Source organism: Pantoea sp. Lij88 (assembly GCF_030062155.1).
In the GTDB taxonomy this organism is placed as follows: domain Bacteria; phylum Pseudomonadota; class Gammaproteobacteria; order Enterobacterales; family Enterobacteriaceae; genus Pantoea.
Genome location: NZ_CP118269.1, coordinates 2852811 through 2872909 on the forward strand (window position 1 = coordinate 2852811; position 20099 = coordinate 2872909).

Sequence of the window (20099 nt, forward strand, 5' to 3'; positions counted from 1 at the left end):
TCAGTCCACGATAATTGGCACTGTTCCTGGAAACCACGAGTACAACATAAGTACGGCAAGCTAAACATAGATCAACTTGCCGACCGTTACTGCATTATTGCGGTTTAAAACGCATTGGGGCGTTTTTAAACACTTCGTAGACCGCCTGTGAAGGCGGCTTCGGAATGCGTGCCTGTTTGGCGGCAGCAATCGCGGCCTGACAGAGCGCGGGATCGCCACCCTCTGACTTAACATCAATCAACAAGCCATCAGGCGCAAGTTTAATCCGCAAATCACAGGTTTTTCCGCGATACAGATCGGCATCGTAGAATCGGCTCTGAATCGCACTCACAACCTGACCCATGTAGGAGTTGATCTCCGCGCCCGATGCACCCGCTTTCTTCTGGTTGCCCTGCCCTGCTGCGCCACCTGAGGTGCCGCTTTTCGGTGCATTTTTACCGGAAGTGAGTCCACCCAGCAAATCATCGACATCGCTGTCATTGGCCGCATCGGCGGCCGCTTTCGCTTTAGCATCTGCTTTGGCTTTCGCGGCAGCATCGGCCTTCGCTTTGGCTGCTGCATCGGCTTTCGCTTTTGCAGCGGCTTCTGCCTTCTCTTTAGCGGCCTCTTTGGCTGCCTCAGCTTTCTCTTTGGCCGCCTCTTTAGCGGCCTCAGCTTTCTCTTTCGCGGCTTCAGCGGCCTTCTCTTTCGCCGCCTCTGCTGCTTTTTCTTTGGCTTCTGCGGCTTTCGCTTTCGCTTCTTCGGCCGCTTTCGCTTTGGCATCCGCAGCCGCTTTCACTTTGGCCTCAGCCGCCGCTTTCGCATCCGCTTCAGACTTTGCCTTCGCTTCCGCCACGGCTTTCTCTTTTGCCGCCGCAGCCGCTGCGGCTTTCGCCTGCTGATCAGCCTGCTTCTTTGCTTCGGCTGCGGCCTGCTTCGCCTGCTCAGCAGTCGCTTTAGCCTGAGCGTCGGCCTGGGCTTTCGCATCCGCCTTCGCTTTGGCTGCCGCCGCTTCAGCGGTTTTCTGCTGTTCCTGCGCCTGTTTAGCGGCTTCTTCTGCCGCTTTCTGCTGCTCAGCCTGCTGTTTAGCCTCTTCTTTCGCGGTTTCCTGCGCGGCTAAACGCTCTTTTTCCAGCGCTTTCAGACGCTGCTGTTCAGCAGCCTGTTTCTGTTGCAGCTCTTCAGCCTGCTGCTGCGCCTGCTTTTTACGCTGCTGCTCAGCACGCTGGCTGTCGCTCTGCTGGTTCTGCTGACGATTGTATTGACTCACGACGGCACCGGGATCGACCATCACTGCATCAATATCGCTGCCTCCGCCACCCGCACTGCTGGGGTCAACGTGCTCATTAAACGAGCTCCAAATCAGCAGCGCGATCAGCACGATATGCAGAATCACCGAAATGATTATCGCGCGCTTTAACTTCTCGTTTTGCTCGGTTGCCTTCGACACACTCGGTTCCCAAAAAACGGTTCGATTTTAAATCGGCTGCGTCATCAAACCGACAGATTTAACACCCGCCTGGTGCAGCAGGTTGAGCGCTTTAATAATTTCATCGTAAGGCACCTCTTTCGCGCCCCCGATCAAAAAGACCGTCTTAGGATTTGCTTCCAGTCGACGCTGCGCTTCGCTGATCACCTGCTCTGGCGGGAGCTGATCCATACGATCGTGATCCACGACCAGGCTGTACTGCCCCACGCCCGCCACTTCAACAATCACCGGCGGATTATCATCGCTGGAAACGGTTTTAGAGTCGGTCGCATCAGGCAGATCCACTTCCACGCTCTGGGTAATAATGGGCGCCGTTGCCATGAAGATCAGCAGCAGCACCAACAGGACGTCCAGTAGCGGAACGATGTTGATTTCCGACTTCAGGTCGCGGCGTTTGCGACCACGTACTCTGGCCATCATTAACCTCTATTTACTTAGCGCTATCGCTGGAGAAAGCCTGGCGATGCAGAATGGCAGTGAACTCTTCCATGAAGTTGTCGTAGCCCTGCTCCAGTTTGTTCACGCGCTGGTTCAGACGGTTGTACGCCATGACCGCCGGAATCGCGGCAAACAGACCGATCGCGGTCGCAATCAATGCTTCGGCGATACCCGGTGCCACCATCTGCAGTGTCGCCTGCTTCACCGCGCCCAGCGCGATAAAGGCGTGCATGATCCCCCAGACGGTACCGAACAGCCCGATATACGGACTGATAGAACCGACGGTGCCGAGGAACGGGATATGGTTTTCCAGCGCTTCCAGCTCACGGTTCATCGAGATGCGCATCGCACGACTGGCCCCCTCAATGACCGCTTCCGGCGCATGATTATTCGCGCGATGCAGGCGGGCGAACTCTTTGAAGCCGGAGTAGAAAATCTGCTCCGAACCGCCCAGTTCTTCCCGGCGCTCCTGGCTCTCCTGATACAGGCGCGAGAGTTCGATGCCGGACCAGAATTTGTCTTCAAATGCCTCAGCTTCTCTTCCCGCCGCATTCAGAATACGTGTGCGCTGAATAATGATGGCCCAGGAGGCAATAGAAAAGCCGATCAAAATCAACATGATAAGTTTGACCAGAAGGCTCGCCTTCAGGAACAAATCAAGAATGTTCATGTCAGTCACTGCTTGAACTCCGCGACAATAGACTTGGGAAGCGCAATCGGCTTCATTAGATGAGGGTTAATGCAGGCAATCAGGACTTCTGCCTCATTGAGCACTTTGCCTTCGGTATTCACGATACGCTGAGTAAACGTCATGGTAGCCCGTGTCATTGAGGTGACCTCACTCTGGATCTCCAGAAGGTCATCAAGACGCGCCGCCGCCAGATAGTCCACCGTTATGCGCCGTACCACAAAAGCGATCTGCTGTTCTAACAGCGTCTGCTGATTGAAATGGTGCTGTCGCAACATTTCGGTACGTGCTCGTTCATAAAAAGCGATATAGCTGGCGTGATAAACCACACCACCGGCATCAGTATCTTCGTAGTAGACCCGAACCGGCCAGCGAAACAGCGTTGTACTCACTCTACATCCCGGCCTCGTTTTAAACGTTGCTACTATACGCAAGAGAATTGGGGTTGGGAATGGCTCGTCAGAGCCAGGTGAAAATAATTATCGCGTCGTAACAAATGGAACGATTTCAGGGAGATTTATTGACCAGACGCTGACAAAAATTCACTGTCAGCGCCGGTGAGATGGGGGATTAAAGGTAAAAACGGTAAAGCGCAATCAATAGCACCAGCATGGCGGGTAACGGGCTAAACAGCGCCTGCCATCGGGTTTGCTGTGGCCGGAAGCCCACACCGTGGATCACGCCACTGCAGACTGCCCAGATCAGCACGAGACCCTGCAACGCGGGCAGCTGGCCCGCGTGATTAGCAAAACGGGTCGGATCCCACATCACGCCACCTGCCGTCAGCAGTGCCAGCAGCAGTGAAAGGACCCGTAACGGGCCCTTATCCATCAGATCATAGAGCATCCGAATTAACGTACGCATCAGCGAGGCTCATCCTGCGCTTCAACGTGTTCAATCGCCAGCGCGGTCACGATACCAAAGGCACAGGCCAGCAACGTGCCGAGAATCCAGGCAAAATACCACATGCGACATCTCCTTGATTAATAGAGTGAGTGACTGTTGCTTTCAATATGCTCTTTGGTGATACGACCAAACATCTTCCAGTAGCACCAGGTGGTGTAAATCAGAATGATGGGCACAAAGATAGCGGCGGCAACGGTCATCGTTTGCAGCGTCAGCAGACTGGACGTTGCATCCCACATCGTCAGGCTGGTCCCCGGCACGGTGCTGGATGGCATGATGAACGGGAACATCGCAATGCCGGCGGTCATGATGACGCAGGCCAGCGTCAGTGAGGAGAACAGGAACGCCCAGGCGCCCTTCTCAACCCGCGAGCAGAGGATGGTCAGCAGCGGCAGCACCACACCCAGCAGTGGGAACAGCCACAGCACAGGATGGTTCTGGAAGTTCACCATCCAGGCACCCGCTTCGCGCACCACGGTTTTACCCAGTGGGTTAGAGGCGGCGAAGTGATCCATCGTGCTGGTCACCACATAGCCATCGATACCATATTTCACCCAGACACCCGCCAGGATGAAGCAGACCATCATCACCAGCGCGGCAAGTTGAGCGGCAGTGCGCGAACGCAGATGCAGTTCGCCGGTGGTACGCATCTGCAGATACGTCGCGCCCTGCACCAGAATCATCGCTACGCTCACCACTCCCGCCAGCAGACCAAACGGATTCAGCAGCTGGAAGAAGTTACCGGTGTAGAACAGGCGCAGATACGCATCGGCATGGAACGGCACGCCCTGTAACAGGTTGCCAAAGGCCACGCCAATCACCAGCGGCGGCACGAAACTGCCAATGAAAATGCCCCAGTCCCAGGCACCGCGCCAGCGGTTGTCTTCAATCTTCGAACGGTAATCAAAGCCGACCGGACGGAAGAACAGCGACGCCAGCACCAGAATCATCGCCACGTAGAAGCCAGAGAAGGCCGCCGCGTAGACCATCGGCCAGGCGGCAAACAGTGCGCCACCGGCCGTGATCAGCCAGACCTGGTTGCCGTCCCAGTGCGGGGCAATACTGTTAATCATAATGCGACGTTCAGTATCGGTGCGACCCAGGATGCGCGTCAGCATGCCGACGCCCATATCAAAACCATCTGCAACGGCAAAGCCGATCAGCAGCACGCCAATCAACAGCCACCAGACAAAGCGCAGAACTTCATAATCAAACATGGTCGCTCTCCTTATCCATGAACCGGCTGAACGGTTGCCGAGATCTGCTCATGATGATAACGCCCGGTTTTCAGGCTGCTCGGCCCAAGGCGGGCGAATTTGAACATCAGGTACATCTCAGCCACCAGGAACAGCGTGTAGAGTCCGCAGATCAGAATCATCGAGAACAGCAGATCGCCAACGGTCAGGGAAGAGTTCGCCACCGCTGTTGGCAGGACTTCACCGATAGCCCAGGGCTGACGGCCATACTCCGCCACGAACCAGCCTGATTCGATCGCGATCCACGGCAGCGGAATACCAAACAGCGCCGCTTTCAGTAACCAGCGACTTTTGCCGATGCGGTTACGTAACACGCTCCAGAACGCCAGCGCGATAATGCCCAGTAGCAGGACGCCACACAGCACCATGATGCGGAAGGCGAAATAAAGCGGTGCGACACGCGGGATAGAGTCCTGCGTCGCCTGCCTGATCTGCGCTTCAGTCGCATCCGCCACGTTATCGGTATAGCGTTTCAGCAGCAGGCCATAGCCGAGATCCTGTTTATGACTGTTGAACGCGTCACGTACTGCCGGATCCTGACTGCCAGCGCGCAGTTCATTCAGCAGGGAGTAAGCTTTCATGCCGTTGCGGATGCGCACTTCATGCTGTGCCATCAGCTCTTTCAGGCCGGTGACTGGCTTATCGATCGAGCGGGTGGCGATCAGGCCCAGCAGCCAGGGAATCTGCACGGCGTACCGGTTCTCCTGAGTAGCCTGGTCGGGCAGACCAAACAGGGTAAACGACGCCGGAGCCGGCTGGGTTTCCCACTCCGCTTCGATAGCGGCCAGCTTGGTTTTCTGCACGTCACCCATTTCATAGCCGGACTCATCACCCAGCACGATGACTGACAGCACCGCCGCCATGCCAAAGCTGGCCGCGATAGCGAATGAGCGTTTAGCAAAGGCGAAGTCACGGCCTTTCAGCATGTACCAGGCGCTGATGCCCATGATAAACATCGCGCCCGTGGTGTAACCGGCCGCAACGGTGTGAACGAATTTCACCTGCGCCACCGGGTTCAGCACCAACTCTGAGAAGCTGACCATCTCCATGCGCATGGTTTCGAAGTTGAACTCAGAGGCGATGGGGTTCTGCATCCAGCCGTTGGCGACCAGAATCCACAGCGCAGACATATTCGAGCCCAGCGCCACCAGCCAGGTCACCGCCATGTGCTGCACTTTACCGAGGCGATCCCAGCCGAAGAAGAACAGGCCGACAAAGGTCGATTCAAGGAAGAACGCCATCAGACCTTCAATGGCGAGCGGCGCGCCAAAAATATCGCCGACGTAGTGTGAGTAATATGACCAGTTCGTCCCGAACTGAAATTCCATGGTCAGGCCGGTGGCGACACCCAGCGCAAAGTTAATACCAAATAACTTGCCCCAGAACTTCGTCATATCTTTATAAATTTGTTTGCCGCTCAGGACATATACCGTTTCCATGATCGCCAGCAAAAACGCCATACCCAGCGTTAAAGGGACGAACAGAAAATGGTACATCGCCGTTAAGGCAAACTGTAACCGCGACAGCTCGACGATATCTAACATAAGGACTCCTTGCTCCTCGCTTTGTCTCCGTCACGCGCGCGAACAGATCGAACGTAATCAGAGTCAGGAACGGCTGTTTATTAATTCCAGTTTTTTTATTACCAGCAGAACAGGTCTGTGAGCTGCCCGAAAAAGCGAATAGCGAATGAAGCAGCTCTGAAAGTGTCAATCCACGCTTTCATTAACGCGTGCTTTAACAGGCGGAAAGCAGGTTTCATCCCGGGTTGAGCAGACGTTTGAAAATTTGTGTAAAAGGCTGGATTGATGCAGCGCAATTTACGCCTTTAGCGTTGCGCTTTGCCAGAGATATAGTTGGATATAAAACGTGATTTATTGATCTGGATTAACGCAATAAGTTTCCAGATAGAGTCAGGTGGGTTTCTTGTTAATGAGGTGTCATTAATGAAATAAGGCGTGAAGAAATAGTTTACCTTTGTCACTTTTCCTTAACGTGATAAACCGCGAGCAGGTTATTTAACACCGTATTTTTCTCTTTAGCGGCCTGCATTATGCGCGTGGATGACGGGCATAAAAAAAGCCACCCGGAGGTGGCTTCGTTTCAGATGACGCTGACTTATTTAGCCGGTAATACGGCTTTAACTGCGTCACCGATGTCAGCCAGGCTGCGAACGGTTTTCACGCCTGCCGCTTCCAGCGCAGCAAATTTCTCATCTGCTGTGCCTTTACCACCGGCAATGATGGCGCCCGCATGGCCCATACGCTTGCCTTTTGGCGCGGTTACGCCAGCAATGTAGCCCACAACCGGTTTGGTCACGTGCTCTTTAATGAAGGCGGCGGCTTCTTCCTCAGCGCTGCCGCCGATTTCGCCGATCATCACGATAACTTCAGTCTGTGGATCGTCCTGGAACATTTTCAGGATGTCGATGAAGTTAGAGCCTGGGATTGGGTCACCGCCGATGCCGACGCAGGTTGACTGGCCATAGCCGATGTCAGTGGTCTGCTTAACCGCTTCATAGGTCAGGGTGCCTGAACGGGAGACGATACCGACACGGCCTGGCTGGTGAATGTGGCCCGGCATGATGCCGATCTTACATTCGCCTGGGGTGATCACACCCGGGCAGTTTGGACCGATCATCCGCACGCCTGCTTCATCCAGCTTCACTTTCACGGTCAGCATATCCAGCGTCGGGATACCTTCGGTGATGGTGATAATCAGTTTGATGCCCGCTTCGATCGCTTCCAGGATGCCATCTTTACAGAAGGGTGCTGGCACATAGATCACGGTGGCGGTTGCGCCAGTCGCTTCTACGGCTTCGCGCACGGTGTTGAACACCGGCAGGCCGAGGTGAGTCGTGCCGCCTTTGCCTGGCGTTACGCCGCCAACCAGCTGGGTGCCGTAAGCCAGCGCCTGCTCAGAATGGAACGTCCCCTGGCCACCGGTGAAACCCTGGCAGATGACTTTGGTGTTTTTGTCGATCAAAATGGACATTATTTACCCTCCGCGGCAGCAACAACACGCTGTGCGGCGTCTGTCAGGCTGGTTGCTGCAATGATGTTCAGACCGCTGTCCGCCAGTTTCTGGGCGCCCAGCTCGGCGTTGTTACCTTCCAGACGTACCACTACTGGCACGTTCACACCCACTTCAGCGACTGCGCCGATGATGCCGTCGGCAATCAGGTCACAGCGTACGATACCGCCGAAGATGTTAACGAAGACGGCTTTAACGGCATCGTCAGACAGGATGATTTTGAAGGCTTCGGTTACGCGCTCTTTGGTTGCGCCGCCGCCGACATCCAGGAAGTTGGCTGGCTGACCGCCATGGTGCTTAACGATGTCCATGGTGCCCATCGCCAGACCTGCGCCGTTAACCATACAACCGATGTTGCCTTCCAGCGCAACATAGTTCAGTTCCCACTGTGTCGCATGCGCTTCACGTGGATCTTCCTGGCTTGGATCGCGCATTTCGCGCAGCTCTGGCTGACGGAACAGGGCATTGCCATCGGCACCCAGTTTGCCATCCAGGCAGATCAGGTCGCCCTGTTTGGTGATGACCAGCGGGTTGATCTCAACCATCGCCAGATCGCGCTCCAGGAACAGTGTTGCCAGACCCATGAAGATCTTGGTGAACTGTCCAACCAGCTTGCCGGTCAGGCCCAGTTTGAACGCCAGCTCACGGCCCTGATAAGGCTGCGGGCCCGTCAGTGGATCCAGCGCCATTTTGTGGATCAGGTGCGGGGTTTCTTCCGCCACTTTTTCAATTTCCACGCCGCCTTCAGTGGAGGCCATGAAAATAACGCGACGTGTTGCGCGATCGACCACAGCGCCCAGATAGAGCTCCTGATCGATATCGGTCGCCGCTTCAACCAGAATCTGGTTTACCGGCTGGCCGTTTGCATCTGTCTGATAGGTCACCAGGCGTTTGCCCAGCCAGTTTTCAGCAAAGGCGCGAATCTCTTCTTTACTGTTAACCACTTTCACACCGCCCGCTTTACCGCGGCCACCGGCATGAACCTGACATTTAACTACCCACGGGCCTGCGCCAATTTTAGAGGCTGCTTCTTCCGCTTCACGTGGTGTAGTGCAGGCGTAACCCGTTGGTGCCGGCATGCCATACCGTGCAAACAGTTGTTTCGCCTGGTATTCGTGTAAGTTCATGATGTTCTATCCATTCAGGTCTGAAAAGAGTATTGAGGTTGGGCGCGCGAGGCGCGCCCGGTGAAAATCAGACATCCAGCAGCAGGCGCGCCGGATCTTCCAGCATTTCTTTCACTGCAACCAGATAACCAACTGATTCACGGCCATCGATCAGACGGTGGTCGTAGGAGAGCGCCAGATACATCATTGGCAGCACCACAACCTGACCATTGACCGCCATCGGGCGATCCTTGATGGCGTGCATGCCCAGGATGGCGCTCTGCGGTGGGTTGATGATCGGGGTAGACATCAGTGAACCAAAGACGCCGCCGTTGGTAATGGTGAAGTTACCGCCGGTCAGATCTTCCACTGTCAGCTTGCCGTCACGGCCTTTCACTGCCAACTCTTTGATTTTCTTCTCGATGTCCGCCATGCTCAGCGCATCAACGTCACGCAGGACCGGGGTAACCAGACCACGTGGCGTAGAGACCGCGATGCTGACGTCGAAGTAGTTGTGGTAAACCACATCTTCCCCATCGATGGACGCATTCACTTCCGGATAGCGTTTCAGCGCTTCAACAACCGCTTTGATGTAGAAGGACATAAAGCCCAGACGTACACCGTGACGCTTCTCGAAGGCCTCACCATACTGCTTACGCAGATCCATGATGGGCTTCATGTTGATTTCGTTGAAGGTGGTCAGCATCGCAGTGCTGTTCTTCGCTTCCAGCAGACGCTCGGCAACGCGCTTGCGCAGACGGGTCATCGGCACGCGTTTTTCGCTGCGGTTCGCGACTGGCTGCTGTGGTGCAGCAGCAGCGGCTGGCGCGGCGGCTTTCGCAGCCTGCGGCTTATTCGCCAGATGTTTTTCAACATCTTCACGGGTCAGACGTCCGCCAACACCGCTGCCTTTGATCTGAGAAGCATCGAGATTGTGCTCTGCAATCAGGCGGCGGATAGCCGGGCTGAGCGCATCGTTGCTCTCTTCTTCCAGTGACGCAGTCTGACGCTGAGCCGGGGTAGACTCTTTGCTTTCAGCCTTCGCGCTGCTCTCTTTACCTGCGCTGTTGCCCTCTTTCAGACGGCCCAGGATCTGGCGGGAAGTGACGGTGGCGCCCTCTTCTTCCAGAACCGCTTCCAGGATACCGTCAGCAGAGGCTGGCACTTCCAGCACCACTTTGTCGGTTTCGATTTCGACCAGCACTTCATCGCGAGTGACTGCATCGCCTGGTTTTTTGTGCCAGGTTGCCACTGAGGCATCGGCAACCGATTCAGGCAGGTCGGGAACGAGAATATCTACGCTACTCATTATCTTTCCTTTTAATTAATTAACGTTCAGCGCGTCATTAACCAGGTCTTGCTGCTGTTGTTGGTGTACGGACATGTAACCCACGGCCGGTGAGGCGGAGGCCGGGCGGCCTGCATAACGTAAGGTCGCACCAAACGGCACAACTTCACGGAAATGATGCTGGCTGCAATACCAGGCGCCCTGATTCAGCGGCTCTTCCTGACACCAGACAAAATCCTGTACGTGAGAATACGCTTTTAATGCTTCCTGAACCGCTTGATGCGGGAACGGATAGAGCTGCTCGATACGGACAATGGCCACATCGGTCTGCTCATTTTTACGGCGCTGCTCAAGCAGGTCGTAATAAACTTTACCGGAGCACAGCACGACGCGTTTCACGCCCTGCGGATCCAGATCGTCAACTTCGCCAATCGCAGGCTGGAAGGTGCCGTTAGCCAGTTCATCCAGTGTGGAGATCGCCAGCGGATGACGCAGCAGGGATTTCGGCGACATCACAATCAGCGGACGGCGCATACCGCGCAGCGCCTGACGACGCAGCATATGGTAGACCTGTGCTGGTGTAGACGGTACGCAGACCTGCATGTTCTGCTCAGCGCAGAGTTGCAGATAACGCTCCAGACGCGCAGAGGAGTGCTCTGGCCCCTGACCTTCATAACCGTGCGGCAGCAGCATGACCAGGCCACACATACGGCCCCATTTCTGCTCACCGGAGCTGATGAACTGGTCGATAACAACCTGTGCACCGTTGGCGAAGTCACCAAACTGCGCTTCCCAGATGGTCAGGATGCGCGGCTCTGCGGTGGCATAACCATATTCAAACGCCAGTACCGCCTCTTCTGACAGCACGGAGTCCCAGACTTTGAACTGGCCCTGACCGCTGTGCACATGGTGCAGAGGGGTATAGGTTGAGCCGTTCGCCTGGTTATGCACGACCGCGTGACGGTGGAAGAAGGTCCCGCGACCGGTATCTTCGCCCGACAGGCGAACCGGAATACCTTCATCAACCAGCGTGGCGTAGGCAAGGTTTTCCGCGCCGCCCCAGTCAAAGGCTTTCTCACCTTCAGCCATCAGGCGACGGTCGTTATAGATCTTGGCCACACGCGACTGCACTTCAACCTCTTCAGGCACCTGGCTGATACGCAGTGCCAGTTCCTTCAGACGTTTCATGTCAACCTGAGCCGGGTAAGGCTCGTCCCACTCATGATTCAGGTAAGGGGACCAGGTAAAGGAGTGGAGGCTCATTGGACGCCATTCCGGCACCACACACTCGCCCGCATCCAGCGCGTCACGATAGAGATTGACCATTTCGGTCGCATCTTCCTGCGTGGCAACGGCTTCACCTTCCAGACGGTCAGCGTAGATTTTACGCGGTGTCGGGTGTTTTTTGATTTTCTGGTACATCAGCGGCTGGGTCGCACTTGGCTCATCGGCCTCGTTGTGACCATGACGGCGATAGCAGACCAGATCGATAAACACATCACGTTTGAAGGTGTTGCGATAATCGAGCGCCAGGCGGGTTACAAAGGCGACCGCTTCCGGGTCATCTGCGTTGACGTGGAAAATTGGTGCCAGCACCATTTTGCCGATGTCGGTGCAGTAAGGGGTAGAACGCGCATCTTTCGGGTTGGACGTTGTAAAGCCAACCTGGTTGTTGATAACGATGCGAACGGTACCGCCCACTTCATAACCGCGCGCCTGAGACATGTTCAGGGTTTCCTGAACCACGCCCTGGCCAATCACGGCCGCATCACCATGAATGGTGATAGGTAAGACTTTATTGCTGGCTGGCTCATCCAGACGATCCAGACGGGCACGCACAGAACCCATGACCACCGGGCTGACGATCTCCAGGTGTGACGGGTTAAACGCCAGCGCCAGGTGAACCAGGCCGCCTTCGGTTTCCACGTCAGACGAGAAGCCCATGTGGTACTTCACGTCACCGGTGCCAAGATGCTCTTTGTGCTTACCGGCGAACTCGTCGAACAGATCCTGTGGCTTTTTACCCAGCACGTTGATCAGCACGTTGAGACGACCACGGTGCGCCATACCCAGGACAACTTCACGGGTACCGCTCTTACCGGCGTGACGGATCATTTCGCGCAGCATAGGCACCAGCGCATCGCCGCCTTCCAGCGAGAAGCGTTTAGCACCCGGGAATTTCGCCCCGAGATATTTTTCCAGACCTTCTGCCGCAGTCAGCTCTTTCAGGAAACCTTTTTTCTCTTCGTTGCTGAACGCTGCACGGCCCGCGACTGACTCAAGACGCTGCTGAATCCAGCGCTTCTCGTCGGTGTTGTTGATGTGCATATATTCTGCGCCAATTGAGCCGCAGTAAGTCTGCGTCAGCGCCTGGAAGAGATCGGCCAGCTTCATGGTGTCCTTGCCAATGGCAAAGGAACCTACGTTAAAGCTTTCCTGAAAATCGGCCTCGGTCAGATCGTGAAAAGCGGGGTCGAGATCGGCGACACGGTCCTGTTTCCACAGGCCGAGCGGATCAAGATTGGCATGCTGATGGCCGCGAAAACGAAACGCGTTTATCAGCTGCAGCACTTTTACTTGCTTGGAGTTGGTTTCCGGATCGGAGACAGATGAGGTGTAACGAGATGCATCTTTCGCCAGGCGACGGAAGTACTCACGTGTGGTGGAGTGAAACTGCTCAGGTTTCATTCCGGTGCCCGGTAACTGCTGGAACATCGAGCGCCACACTGCATCGACAGAGTCAGGATCGGTCAGGAAATCCTCATAGAGCTGCTCTATGTAAGACTGATTCGCGCCGGCCAGCCAGGAAGAGTCCAGCCAGGGCTTCATCGCGCTGTTCTGCATTGTGATCCCTTAAGCATTGCTATGCTTTTTTGAGGTTTCATTTGTTGCCGCTTTCGCGGTTTGCCGTAGTGAGTTCAGCGATACGAGCACTTTGCGCAGCGCGCGTGGCCCGTAAGGGAACCTTTGTAAACGTGGTAATCACCGCGCTTACAAAGGCTTCCGTAAAACACCGGGAACCTGAGGTTCCCGGCGGAGACTGCTTATGCGCCGCGCTGCAGCAGCATCGACTTGATATGGCCGATGGCGCGCGTCGGGTTCAGCCCTTTCGGACAGACACTCACACAGTTCATGATGCTATGGCAGCGGAATACGCTGAAAGCATCATTCAGATTGTCGAGACGTGCTTCGGTTTCGGTGTCGCGACTGTCAATCAGGAAGCGGTACGCCGCCAGCAGGCCAGCAGGACCGATGAACTTCTCAGGGTTCCACCAGAATGATGGGCATGAGGTTGAACAGCAGGCACAGAGAATACACTCGTACAGGCCATCCAGGTGTTCACGTTCTTCCGGCATCTGCAGATGCTCACGTGCTGGCGGATTTTCCCCATTATTCAACAGGAAAGGTTTAATCTTCTCATACTGTGCATAAAACTGGCTCATGTCTACCACCAGGTCACGCACCACCGGTAAACCCGGCAAGGGACGGATAACGATTTTCTGTTTGCCGTTGCCCAGTGCCGAGACTGGCGTAATGCAGGCCAGTCCGTTTTTACCGTTCATGTTGAGGCCATCAGAGCCACACACGCCTTCACGGCAGGAGCGACGAAACGCCAGCGTCGGATCTTTCTCTTTCAGGCGAATCAGCGCGTCCAGCAGCATCATGTCGCGACCGTCTTCCGACTCCAGGGTGTAATCCTGCATGCGCGGCTTGTCATCGACGTCCGGATTGTAGCGATAAATTGAAAACTCGAGTCTCATGATCGTCTCCGAAATTAGTAGGTACGCACTTTCGGCGGGAAGGCCGCGCGCAGTTTCGGCTGCATGTTCACCTCACGGCGAGTCATGCTTTCGGTTTCCGGGACATAAAGACTGTGGCACAGCCAGTTTTCATCATCACGATCCGGGAAGTCGAAGCGACTGTGCGCACCGCGGCTCTCGGTGCGATAGTTAGCCGCTACCGCCGTGGCAAAGGCCGTCTCCATCAGGTTATCCAGCTCCAGGCACTCAATACGCTGCGTGTTGAAATCCGGTGAGCGGTCATCCAGACGCGCTGACTTCAGGCGCTGGCGAATCTCTTTCAGCTCTTCCAGACCCTGCGCCATCGCTTCGCCTTCGCGGAATACAGAGAAGTTGTTCTGCATGCAGCGTTGCAGCGCTTTGCGAATCTCAACCGGATCTTCACCGGTAGTGTTGTTTTCCCAGCGGTTGAAGCGCGCCATCGCCACGGCGATCTCGTCTTCAGAAGCATCACGCAGGTCGCCCTGCTCTTTGATACTCTCCAGCAGATGCAGACCCGCTGCACGGCCAAAGACCACCAGGTCGAGCAGTGAGTTACCGCCCAGACGGTTGGCACCATGCACCGATACACAGGCAATTTCGCCGACGGCGAACAGGCCTGGAATCACCACATCTTCGCCCTGCTCATTCACACGCAGTGCCTGGCCGGTCACTTTGGTCGGAATACCGCCCATCATGTAGTGACAGGTCGGGATGACCGGGATAGGTTCTTTAATCGGATCGGCGTGCGCGAAGGTGCGTGACAGCTCAAGGATGCCTGGCAGACGTGACTCAAGCACCTCTTTACCCAGGTGATCCAGTTTCAATTTCAGATGTGGACCCCATGGGCCGTCACAGCCGCGACCTTCACGGATTTCAATCATCATTGAACGCGCAACCACGTCGCGGCCCGCCAGATCTTTGGCGTTCGGCGCATAACGCTCCATGAAGCGTTCGCCATGTTTGTTCAGCAGATAGCCGCCTTCACCACGGCAGCCCTCGGTGACCAGCACGCCCGCCCCGGCGATGCCGGTTGGGTGGAACTGCCACATCTCCATATCCTGCACCGGCACGCCCGCACGCAGTGCCATACCGACGCCGTCGCCGGTGTTGATATGCGCATTGGTGGTGGACTGGTAGATACGGCCCGCGCCGCCGGTGGCCAGAATGGTCGCTTTCGCTTTGAAATAGACGGTTTCGCCGGTTTCGATGCAGATAGCGGTACAACCCACCACTGCACCATCGGCGTTTTTCACCAGATCCAGGGCATACCACTCAGAGAAGATGGTGGTTTTGTTTTTCAGGTTCTGCTGATAGAGCGTGTGCAGCAAGGCGTGACCGGTACGGTCAGCCGCAGCCGCCGTACGTGCCGCCTGCTCGCCACCGAAATTCTTCGACTGGCCGCCAAACGGACGCTGATAGACACGACCATCTTCCAGACGCGAGAACGGCAGGCCCATGTGCTCCAGTTCCAGAATCGCTTCCGGGCCGGTTTTGCACATATATTCAATCGCGTCCTGGTCACCGATGTAGTCGGAACCTTTGACGGTGTCGTACATATGCCATTCCCAGTTATCTTCATGGGTATTACCCAGCGCAACGGTAATACCGCCCTGCGCAGATACAGTGTGGGAACGGGTCGGGAAAACTTTAGATAACAGAGCGCAGGTCTGGCCGCCCTGGGAGATTTGCAGTGCGGCCCGCATTCCTGCGCCACCTGCGCCGATTACCACGGCATCGAACTCTCTGATTGGCAAACTCATTTACACACCCCACACCACAACAAAGCCATAAATCGCATACCACAACAGCGCCACGACAATCACAAACTGCAACAGCAAGCGAACCGGCAGCGATTTGACGTAGTCTGTTAACACCTGCCACATACCGATCCAGCCGTGGACCAGAATGGAGAAGAGTGTCAGCAGCGTGAACACTTTGGTGAATGCGGACGCGAAGAAGCCACGCCACAGGTCATAAGTCAGCGTGTCTGTCATCACCACGAAACCGAGGATGTAGACGATGTAGAGCGTAATGAGGATTGCTGTTGCCCGCAGCAGCAGCCAGTCCTGAATGCCGTTGCGACCCAACGCGGATGCATTGCTTACCATACGAGGACTCCCGCCAGAATTGCCAGCACGACAGTGATCACAAAAGTCATATGAGCGGAACGCTTACCGACTTCCAGCGTTTCGGCCAGATAACCAAAATCCATCAACATATGACGAATCCCGCTCACCGCGTGATAGGCCAGCGCGGTTAAGATGCCCCACATAATGAACTTCGCGAAGAAGCCATCCATGATGGACGCAGCGTGCTGGAAACCTTCAGGAGAAGAGAGAGAGAGACCGAGCAGCCACAGCAGGATGCCAATAGCAACCAATGTGATTACGCCGGAGACGCGGTGGAGAATGGACGATATTGCAGTAACGGGAAACCGGATCGTCGAGAGATCCAAGTTGACAGGTCTTTGTTTTTTCACGGTTTTGCCCACACAGCTCTTTTTTATTTTGCTTCCTCCGGACCTGAGGCGGAGTCTAATCACAACGTGTGGCAGACTTAACCGTCACCAAAAAAGCAACATCCAGTGTTAATTGACGCGGTAGTAAACGCTGGGTGGCTCCTGGTGTCAGGGTGTTCCGGAGACCTGCCAGGAGTATAGGAGGATCACATTCTGATTACAATTCCCCTACAAACTCTTTGGTATATTTTAGGTGGAACAGTGATCCTACTCACGATTTTCACAATTGATACAATTTTAATTATCTGATTTGACAATAGTTCAACAATTCAGTTACAAACTAAGCCTATAAATGCCTATGATGCACAAAAGTTATGGGGATACACTTTCCCCTAAGCGCAAGTTATGTAACATTGCGATAATGAGCTTTAAAAAGCATCAGGTTATTGGTTACCAAGAAGTTATGTCCTGACCGGATCTTTAACAACCGCGATATGCAGCATGTCCATGGCTCACCGGTTCCCGCTGGGAACGCGCCGCTCACTCTGTACCCTGCACCGCTGTACCCCCGCAGAGTGATACCGTGTAGTTTTGCCAACCGCAACATGAACGCGTTTCAGGTGTCTAAAGATCCTTACCTACATAAGGCGCTATGGAGACGAAAATGACAGATAAAAAAGTAACGCTAACCCTGCAAGATGGAACATCTATTGAACTGGACGTGCTGAAAGGTACGCTGGGCCAGGATGTGGTTGATGTCCGCGCTCTGGGTTCAAGTGGCCTGTTCACCTTCGATCCCGGTTTTACGTCTACAGCGTCCTGCGAATCTGCTATCACCTTTATTGATGGTGATGAAGGTATCCTGTTGCACCGTGGTTTCCCTATTTCTCAGCTGGCGACCCACTCTAACTATCTGGAAGTCTGCTACATCCTGCTGAACGGCGAAGCGCCAGACCAGAAACAGTTTGATGAGTTCTGTAACACGGTTACCCGTCACACCATGATTCATGAGCAGATTACCCGCCTGTTCCACGGTTTCCGTCGTGACTCTCATCCGATGGCGGTAATGTGCGGTGTGACTGGCGCGCTGGCTGCGTTTTACCACGATTCGCTGGATGTAAACATTGAGCGCCACCGCGAAATCGCCGCTTTCCGTCTGCTTTCTAAAATGCCGACCATGGCAGCAATGTGTTACAAATATTCAATCGGTCAGCCGTTTGTTTATCCGCGCAACGATCTCTCTTATGCCGGTAACTTCCTGCATATGATGTTCGCTACGCCGTGCGAAGAGTACAAAGTGAACCCGGTACTGGAACGCGCGATGGACCGCATCCTGATCCTGCATGCTGACCATGAGCAGAACGCCTCAACCTCTACCGTACGTACCGCTGGTTCAAGCGGCGCGAACCCGTTTGCCTGTATCGCCGCCGGGATCGCCTCCCTGTGGGGACCAGCGCACGGCGGTGCCAACGAAGCGACTCTGCGTATGCTGGAAGAGATCAGCACCGTTGAGCACATCCCGGAATTTGTTAAACGCGCCAAAGACAAGAATGATTCATTCCGTCTGATGGGCTTTGGTCACCGCGTTTATAAAAACTACGATCCACGTGCGACCGTGATGCGCGATACCTGCCATGAGGTTCTGAATGAGCTGGGTATGAAGGATGATCTGCTGGAAGTGGCGATGGAGCTGGAACACATTGCGCTGAACGACCCGTACTTCATCGAGCGTAAACTCTATCCGAACGTGGACTTCTACTCCGGTATCATTCTGAAAGCGATGGGTATTCCTTCCTCCATGTTTACGGTGATCTTCGCGATGGCCCGTACGGTTGGCTGGATTGCACACTGGAAAGAGATGCACGACGAAGGCATGAAGATTGCCCGTCCGCGTCAGCTCTATACCGGTTATACCGAGCGCGAGTTCAGCTCACAGCTGAAAAAGTAAGAGTCGGTGGATAGCGGAGAGGAATCTCCGCTTGATGTGGTTATAACGCTGGGGCGCTTCGCTGTGATACTGCGTCTGCGCATGAAACACGGTCAGATCGGAAAGTCGCTTAAACCATCCCTGGCCGCTCGGCCCGCGCCGTCCCTGGCGCGGGACGCTTTCCTCTTCTGACCGTGTTCCCCGCGCGTTGAGCTTCTTCGTAGCGGTTGGAATCACCCGGTTCGAAGTTTTATAGCCGTCTGATGTAAGAACATTTCGCTATAAACTTCATGCCCTTTCTATCTCTGACAACCCGGACACCAGTAAAAAGGCCGTGATGAAAGCGTGCCCTTCTCAATGACCGTGCCACAGCGCCGGCATTTCCTGCCCTGCCGATGAAACACCTCAAACTGAAACGCCGCTTCCTCATGATATTTCTTCATGGTTCCCCGCATCCGATAGGCATGACGCGGCACTGACAGCAGCGCCTCGCTGAAAGCAGTCAGTTGATCGTCACTGAGATCCTGCGCCCGATGATTTGGCAGCAGCTGCGCCAGCCAGAGAATCTCGGCGCGCAGGTAGTTTCCCAGTCCGGCCAGAAAAGCCTGGTCCAGCAGCAGACCACTGAACTGCCGCCGCCGGAAACGGGGTGACAGCAGCCGCTCTTTCACTTCTTCCACGTTAAGCTGGCTGTTCAGCACATCCGGTCCGATGCGGGTCAGAAACGGATGCGCCGCCAGCGTATCTGCGTTGAGCAGTTCAATATCTGAGGCGCTATAAAGCAGAATCGCTTTACCCGCTGTCGCCAGCCGCACCCGCAACTGACGCGTCGTATTCAGTTCGGTATCGGGTTTCACAATGCGCCAGACACCATAAAGCTGATTATGACTGTAGAGCGTCAGGCCATTGCTGAAATGAGTCAGCAGCGCTTTTCCCCGCGTTTCAATCGCCTGCACCTGCTCACCAATCAGTGAGGGTTCATAAGTCTTCAGTTGAGGAAAGGCGAACCACGCCTCCGTTAACGGCTGACCTACAATGGCGGCTTCAAGCTTATCCGCCACGCGGCGAATTTCCGGTCCTTCAGGCATCGTTCTTCCTCTTAATGGGTGGCGCCGCCAGCCTGTTTAATATCTTCGCCGGTCTCCAGCGTCACTTGCACCGCAATCTCCAGCGCCTGAATAATAGTCGCGACCGCCATGCTCGGCGCACCGGGATGCAGCGCCGCCTGTTCAGGCAGATACGGAATATGAATAAAGCCGCCCCGCGCCGGACTCTTCTGCTGCTCAAGCCAGTGCAGCAGGCCATACATCACCCGGTTGCAGGTGAAGGTGCCAGCAGTTTGTGAGACCGATGCGGGGATCCCCGCTTCACGCACAGCCGCCACAATCGTCTTGATCGGCAGACGGGAAAAATAGGCGGCCGGACCGCCTGCCACAATCGGTTCATCCACCGGCTGATGACCGGCGTTGTCCGGAATGCGGGCGTCATCGACATTAATGCCGATACGTTCAACGGTAATGTCGCTGCGGCCGCCCGCCTGCCCTACCGACAGCACCGCATCCGGTTTGATCTCTTCCAGTGCCTGGTTCAGCACGTGGAGGACCTCGCTGAAGACGACCGGCAACTGGCGGATCACTATCGTCGCGCCGCCTATCTGTTTGCCTTCCAGTGCGCGCACCGCTTCCCAGGAGGGGTTAATCGTTTCACCGCCAAAGGGTTCAAAGGCGGTCATCAGAACAGTTTTCATGC

The 20099-nt window shown here is 55.2% G+C and carries 19 protein-coding genes; 1 reads left to right on the forward strand and 18 read right to left on the reverse strand.

Annotated features, from left to right (window positions below; all coding sequences use genetic code 11):
- Positions 1–94: 94 nt before the first annotated feature.
- The 16 genes from tolA to sdhC form a co-directional block, all read right to left on the reverse strand.
- Positions 95–1429, reverse strand: coding sequence for a cell envelope integrity protein TolA (tolA, locus tag PU624_RS17150; protein ID WP_283545955.1), 1335 nt, complete (start codon positions 1427–1429; stop codon positions 95–97).
- 27 nt (positions 1430–1456) lie between these two features.
- The gene (gene tolR / locus PU624_RS17155) at positions 1457–1885 is read right to left on the reverse strand and encodes a colicin uptake protein TolR (protein ID WP_003853140.1); all 429 of its coding nucleotides are present in this window, start codon (positions 1883–1885) and stop codon (positions 1457–1459) included.
- Positions 1886–1898: 13 nt separating this feature from the next.
- Positions 1899–2585, reverse strand: coding sequence for a Tol-Pal system protein TolQ (gene tolQ, locus PU624_RS17160; RefSeq protein WP_283545956.1), 687 nt, complete (start codon positions 2583–2585; stop codon positions 1899–1901).
- A complete protein-coding gene (ybgC, locus tag PU624_RS17165; protein WP_003853144.1) occupies positions 2582–2986 on the reverse strand; it encodes a tol-pal system-associated acyl-CoA thioesterase in 405 nt (134 codons plus the stop codon). The genes tolQ and ybgC overlap by 4 nt, the downstream gene beginning before the upstream one ends.
- 178 nt (positions 2987–3164) lie before the next feature.
- The gene (gene ybgE / locus PU624_RS17170) at positions 3165–3458 is read right to left on the reverse strand and encodes a cyd operon protein YbgE (protein ID WP_283545957.1); all 294 of its coding nucleotides are present in this window, start codon (positions 3456–3458) and stop codon (positions 3165–3167) included.
- Positions 3458–3562 (reverse strand): cytochrome bd-I oxidase subunit CydX, encoded by a 105-nt coding sequence (gene cydX / locus PU624_RS17175; RefSeq protein WP_283545958.1) that lies wholly within the window; start codon positions 3560–3562, stop codon positions 3458–3460. Before cydX ends, ybgE begins: the two co-directional genes overlap by 1 nt.
- Positions 3563–3577: 15 nt before the next feature.
- On the reverse strand, positions 3578–4717 hold the full coding sequence (gene cydB, locus PU624_RS17180; RefSeq protein WP_283545959.1) for a cytochrome d ubiquinol oxidase subunit II: 1140 nt from the start codon (positions 4715–4717) through the stop codon (positions 3578–3580).
- Between the two features lie 11 nt (positions 4718–4728).
- Entirely contained in the window at positions 4729–6300 is a 1572-nt protein-coding gene (gene cydA, locus PU624_RS17185; RefSeq protein WP_283545960.1) for a cytochrome ubiquinol oxidase subunit I, read from the reverse strand.
- A gap of 574 nt (positions 6301–6874) precedes the next feature.
- On the reverse strand, positions 6875–7750 hold the full coding sequence (gene sucD / locus PU624_RS17190; protein ID WP_003853148.1) for a succinate--CoA ligase subunit alpha: 876 nt from the start codon (positions 7748–7750) through the stop codon (positions 6875–6877).
- Positions 7750–8916, reverse strand: a complete 1167-nt coding sequence (sucC, locus tag PU624_RS17195) for an ADP-forming succinate--CoA ligase subunit beta (RefSeq protein WP_003853151.1) — start codon at positions 8914–8916, stop codon at positions 7750–7752. Before sucC ends, sucD begins: the two co-directional genes overlap by 1 nt.
- Positions 8917–8983: 67 nt before the next feature.
- Positions 8984–10204 carry a 2-oxoglutarate dehydrogenase complex dihydrolipoyllysine-residue succinyltransferase gene (gene odhB / locus PU624_RS17200; protein WP_283545961.1) on the reverse strand — a complete coding sequence of 407 codons (1221 nt, stop codon included), beginning with the start codon at positions 10202–10204 and terminating at the stop codon, positions 8984–8986.
- A gap of 15 nt (positions 10205–10219) precedes the next feature.
- A complete protein-coding gene (sucA, locus tag PU624_RS17205; RefSeq protein ID WP_283545962.1) occupies positions 10220–13027 on the reverse strand; it encodes a 2-oxoglutarate dehydrogenase E1 component in 2808 nt (935 codons plus the stop codon).
- A 200-nt stretch (positions 13028–13227) separates the two neighbouring features.
- Complete coding sequence (locus PU624_RS17210; RefSeq protein ID WP_179896495.1) at positions 13228–13944, reverse strand: succinate dehydrogenase iron-sulfur subunit; 717 nt, start codon at positions 13942–13944, stop codon at positions 13228–13230.
- Positions 13945–13958: 14 nt separating this feature from the next.
- Positions 13959–15725 (reverse strand): succinate dehydrogenase flavoprotein subunit, encoded by a 1767-nt coding sequence (sdhA, locus tag PU624_RS17215; protein ID WP_090962960.1) that lies wholly within the window; start codon positions 15723–15725, stop codon positions 13959–13961.
- Positions 15726–16073: a succinate dehydrogenase membrane anchor subunit gene (sdhD, locus tag PU624_RS17220; RefSeq protein ID WP_008925023.1), complete on the reverse strand. Its 348-nt coding sequence runs from the start codon at positions 16071–16073 to the stop codon at positions 15726–15728.
- Positions 16067–16456 (reverse strand): succinate dehydrogenase cytochrome b556 subunit, encoded by a 390-nt coding sequence (sdhC, locus tag PU624_RS17225; protein ID WP_033782341.1) that lies wholly within the window; start codon positions 16454–16456, stop codon positions 16067–16069. Before sdhC ends, sdhD begins: the two co-directional genes overlap by 7 nt.
- Positions 16457–17087: 631 nt before the next feature.
- Here sdhC and PU624_RS17230 point away from each other — a divergent pair.
- Positions 17088–18371, forward strand: coding sequence for a citrate synthase (locus PU624_RS17230; RefSeq protein ID WP_283545963.1), 1284 nt, complete (start codon positions 17088–17090; stop codon positions 18369–18371).
- Between the two features lie 278 nt (positions 18372–18649).
- Here the strand turns inward: PU624_RS17230 and nei are convergent, their stop codons facing one another.
- On the reverse strand, positions 18650–19438 hold the full coding sequence (nei, locus tag PU624_RS17235; protein ID WP_283545964.1) for an endonuclease VIII: 789 nt from the start codon (positions 19436–19438) through the stop codon (positions 18650–18652).
- Between the two features lie 11 nt (positions 19439–19449).
- The gene (gene pcp / locus PU624_RS17240; protein WP_283545965.1) at positions 19450–20097 is read right to left on the reverse strand and encodes a pyroglutamyl-peptidase I; all 648 of its coding nucleotides are present in this window, start codon (positions 20095–20097) and stop codon (positions 19450–19452) included.
- Positions 20098–20099 lie beyond the last annotated feature (2 nt).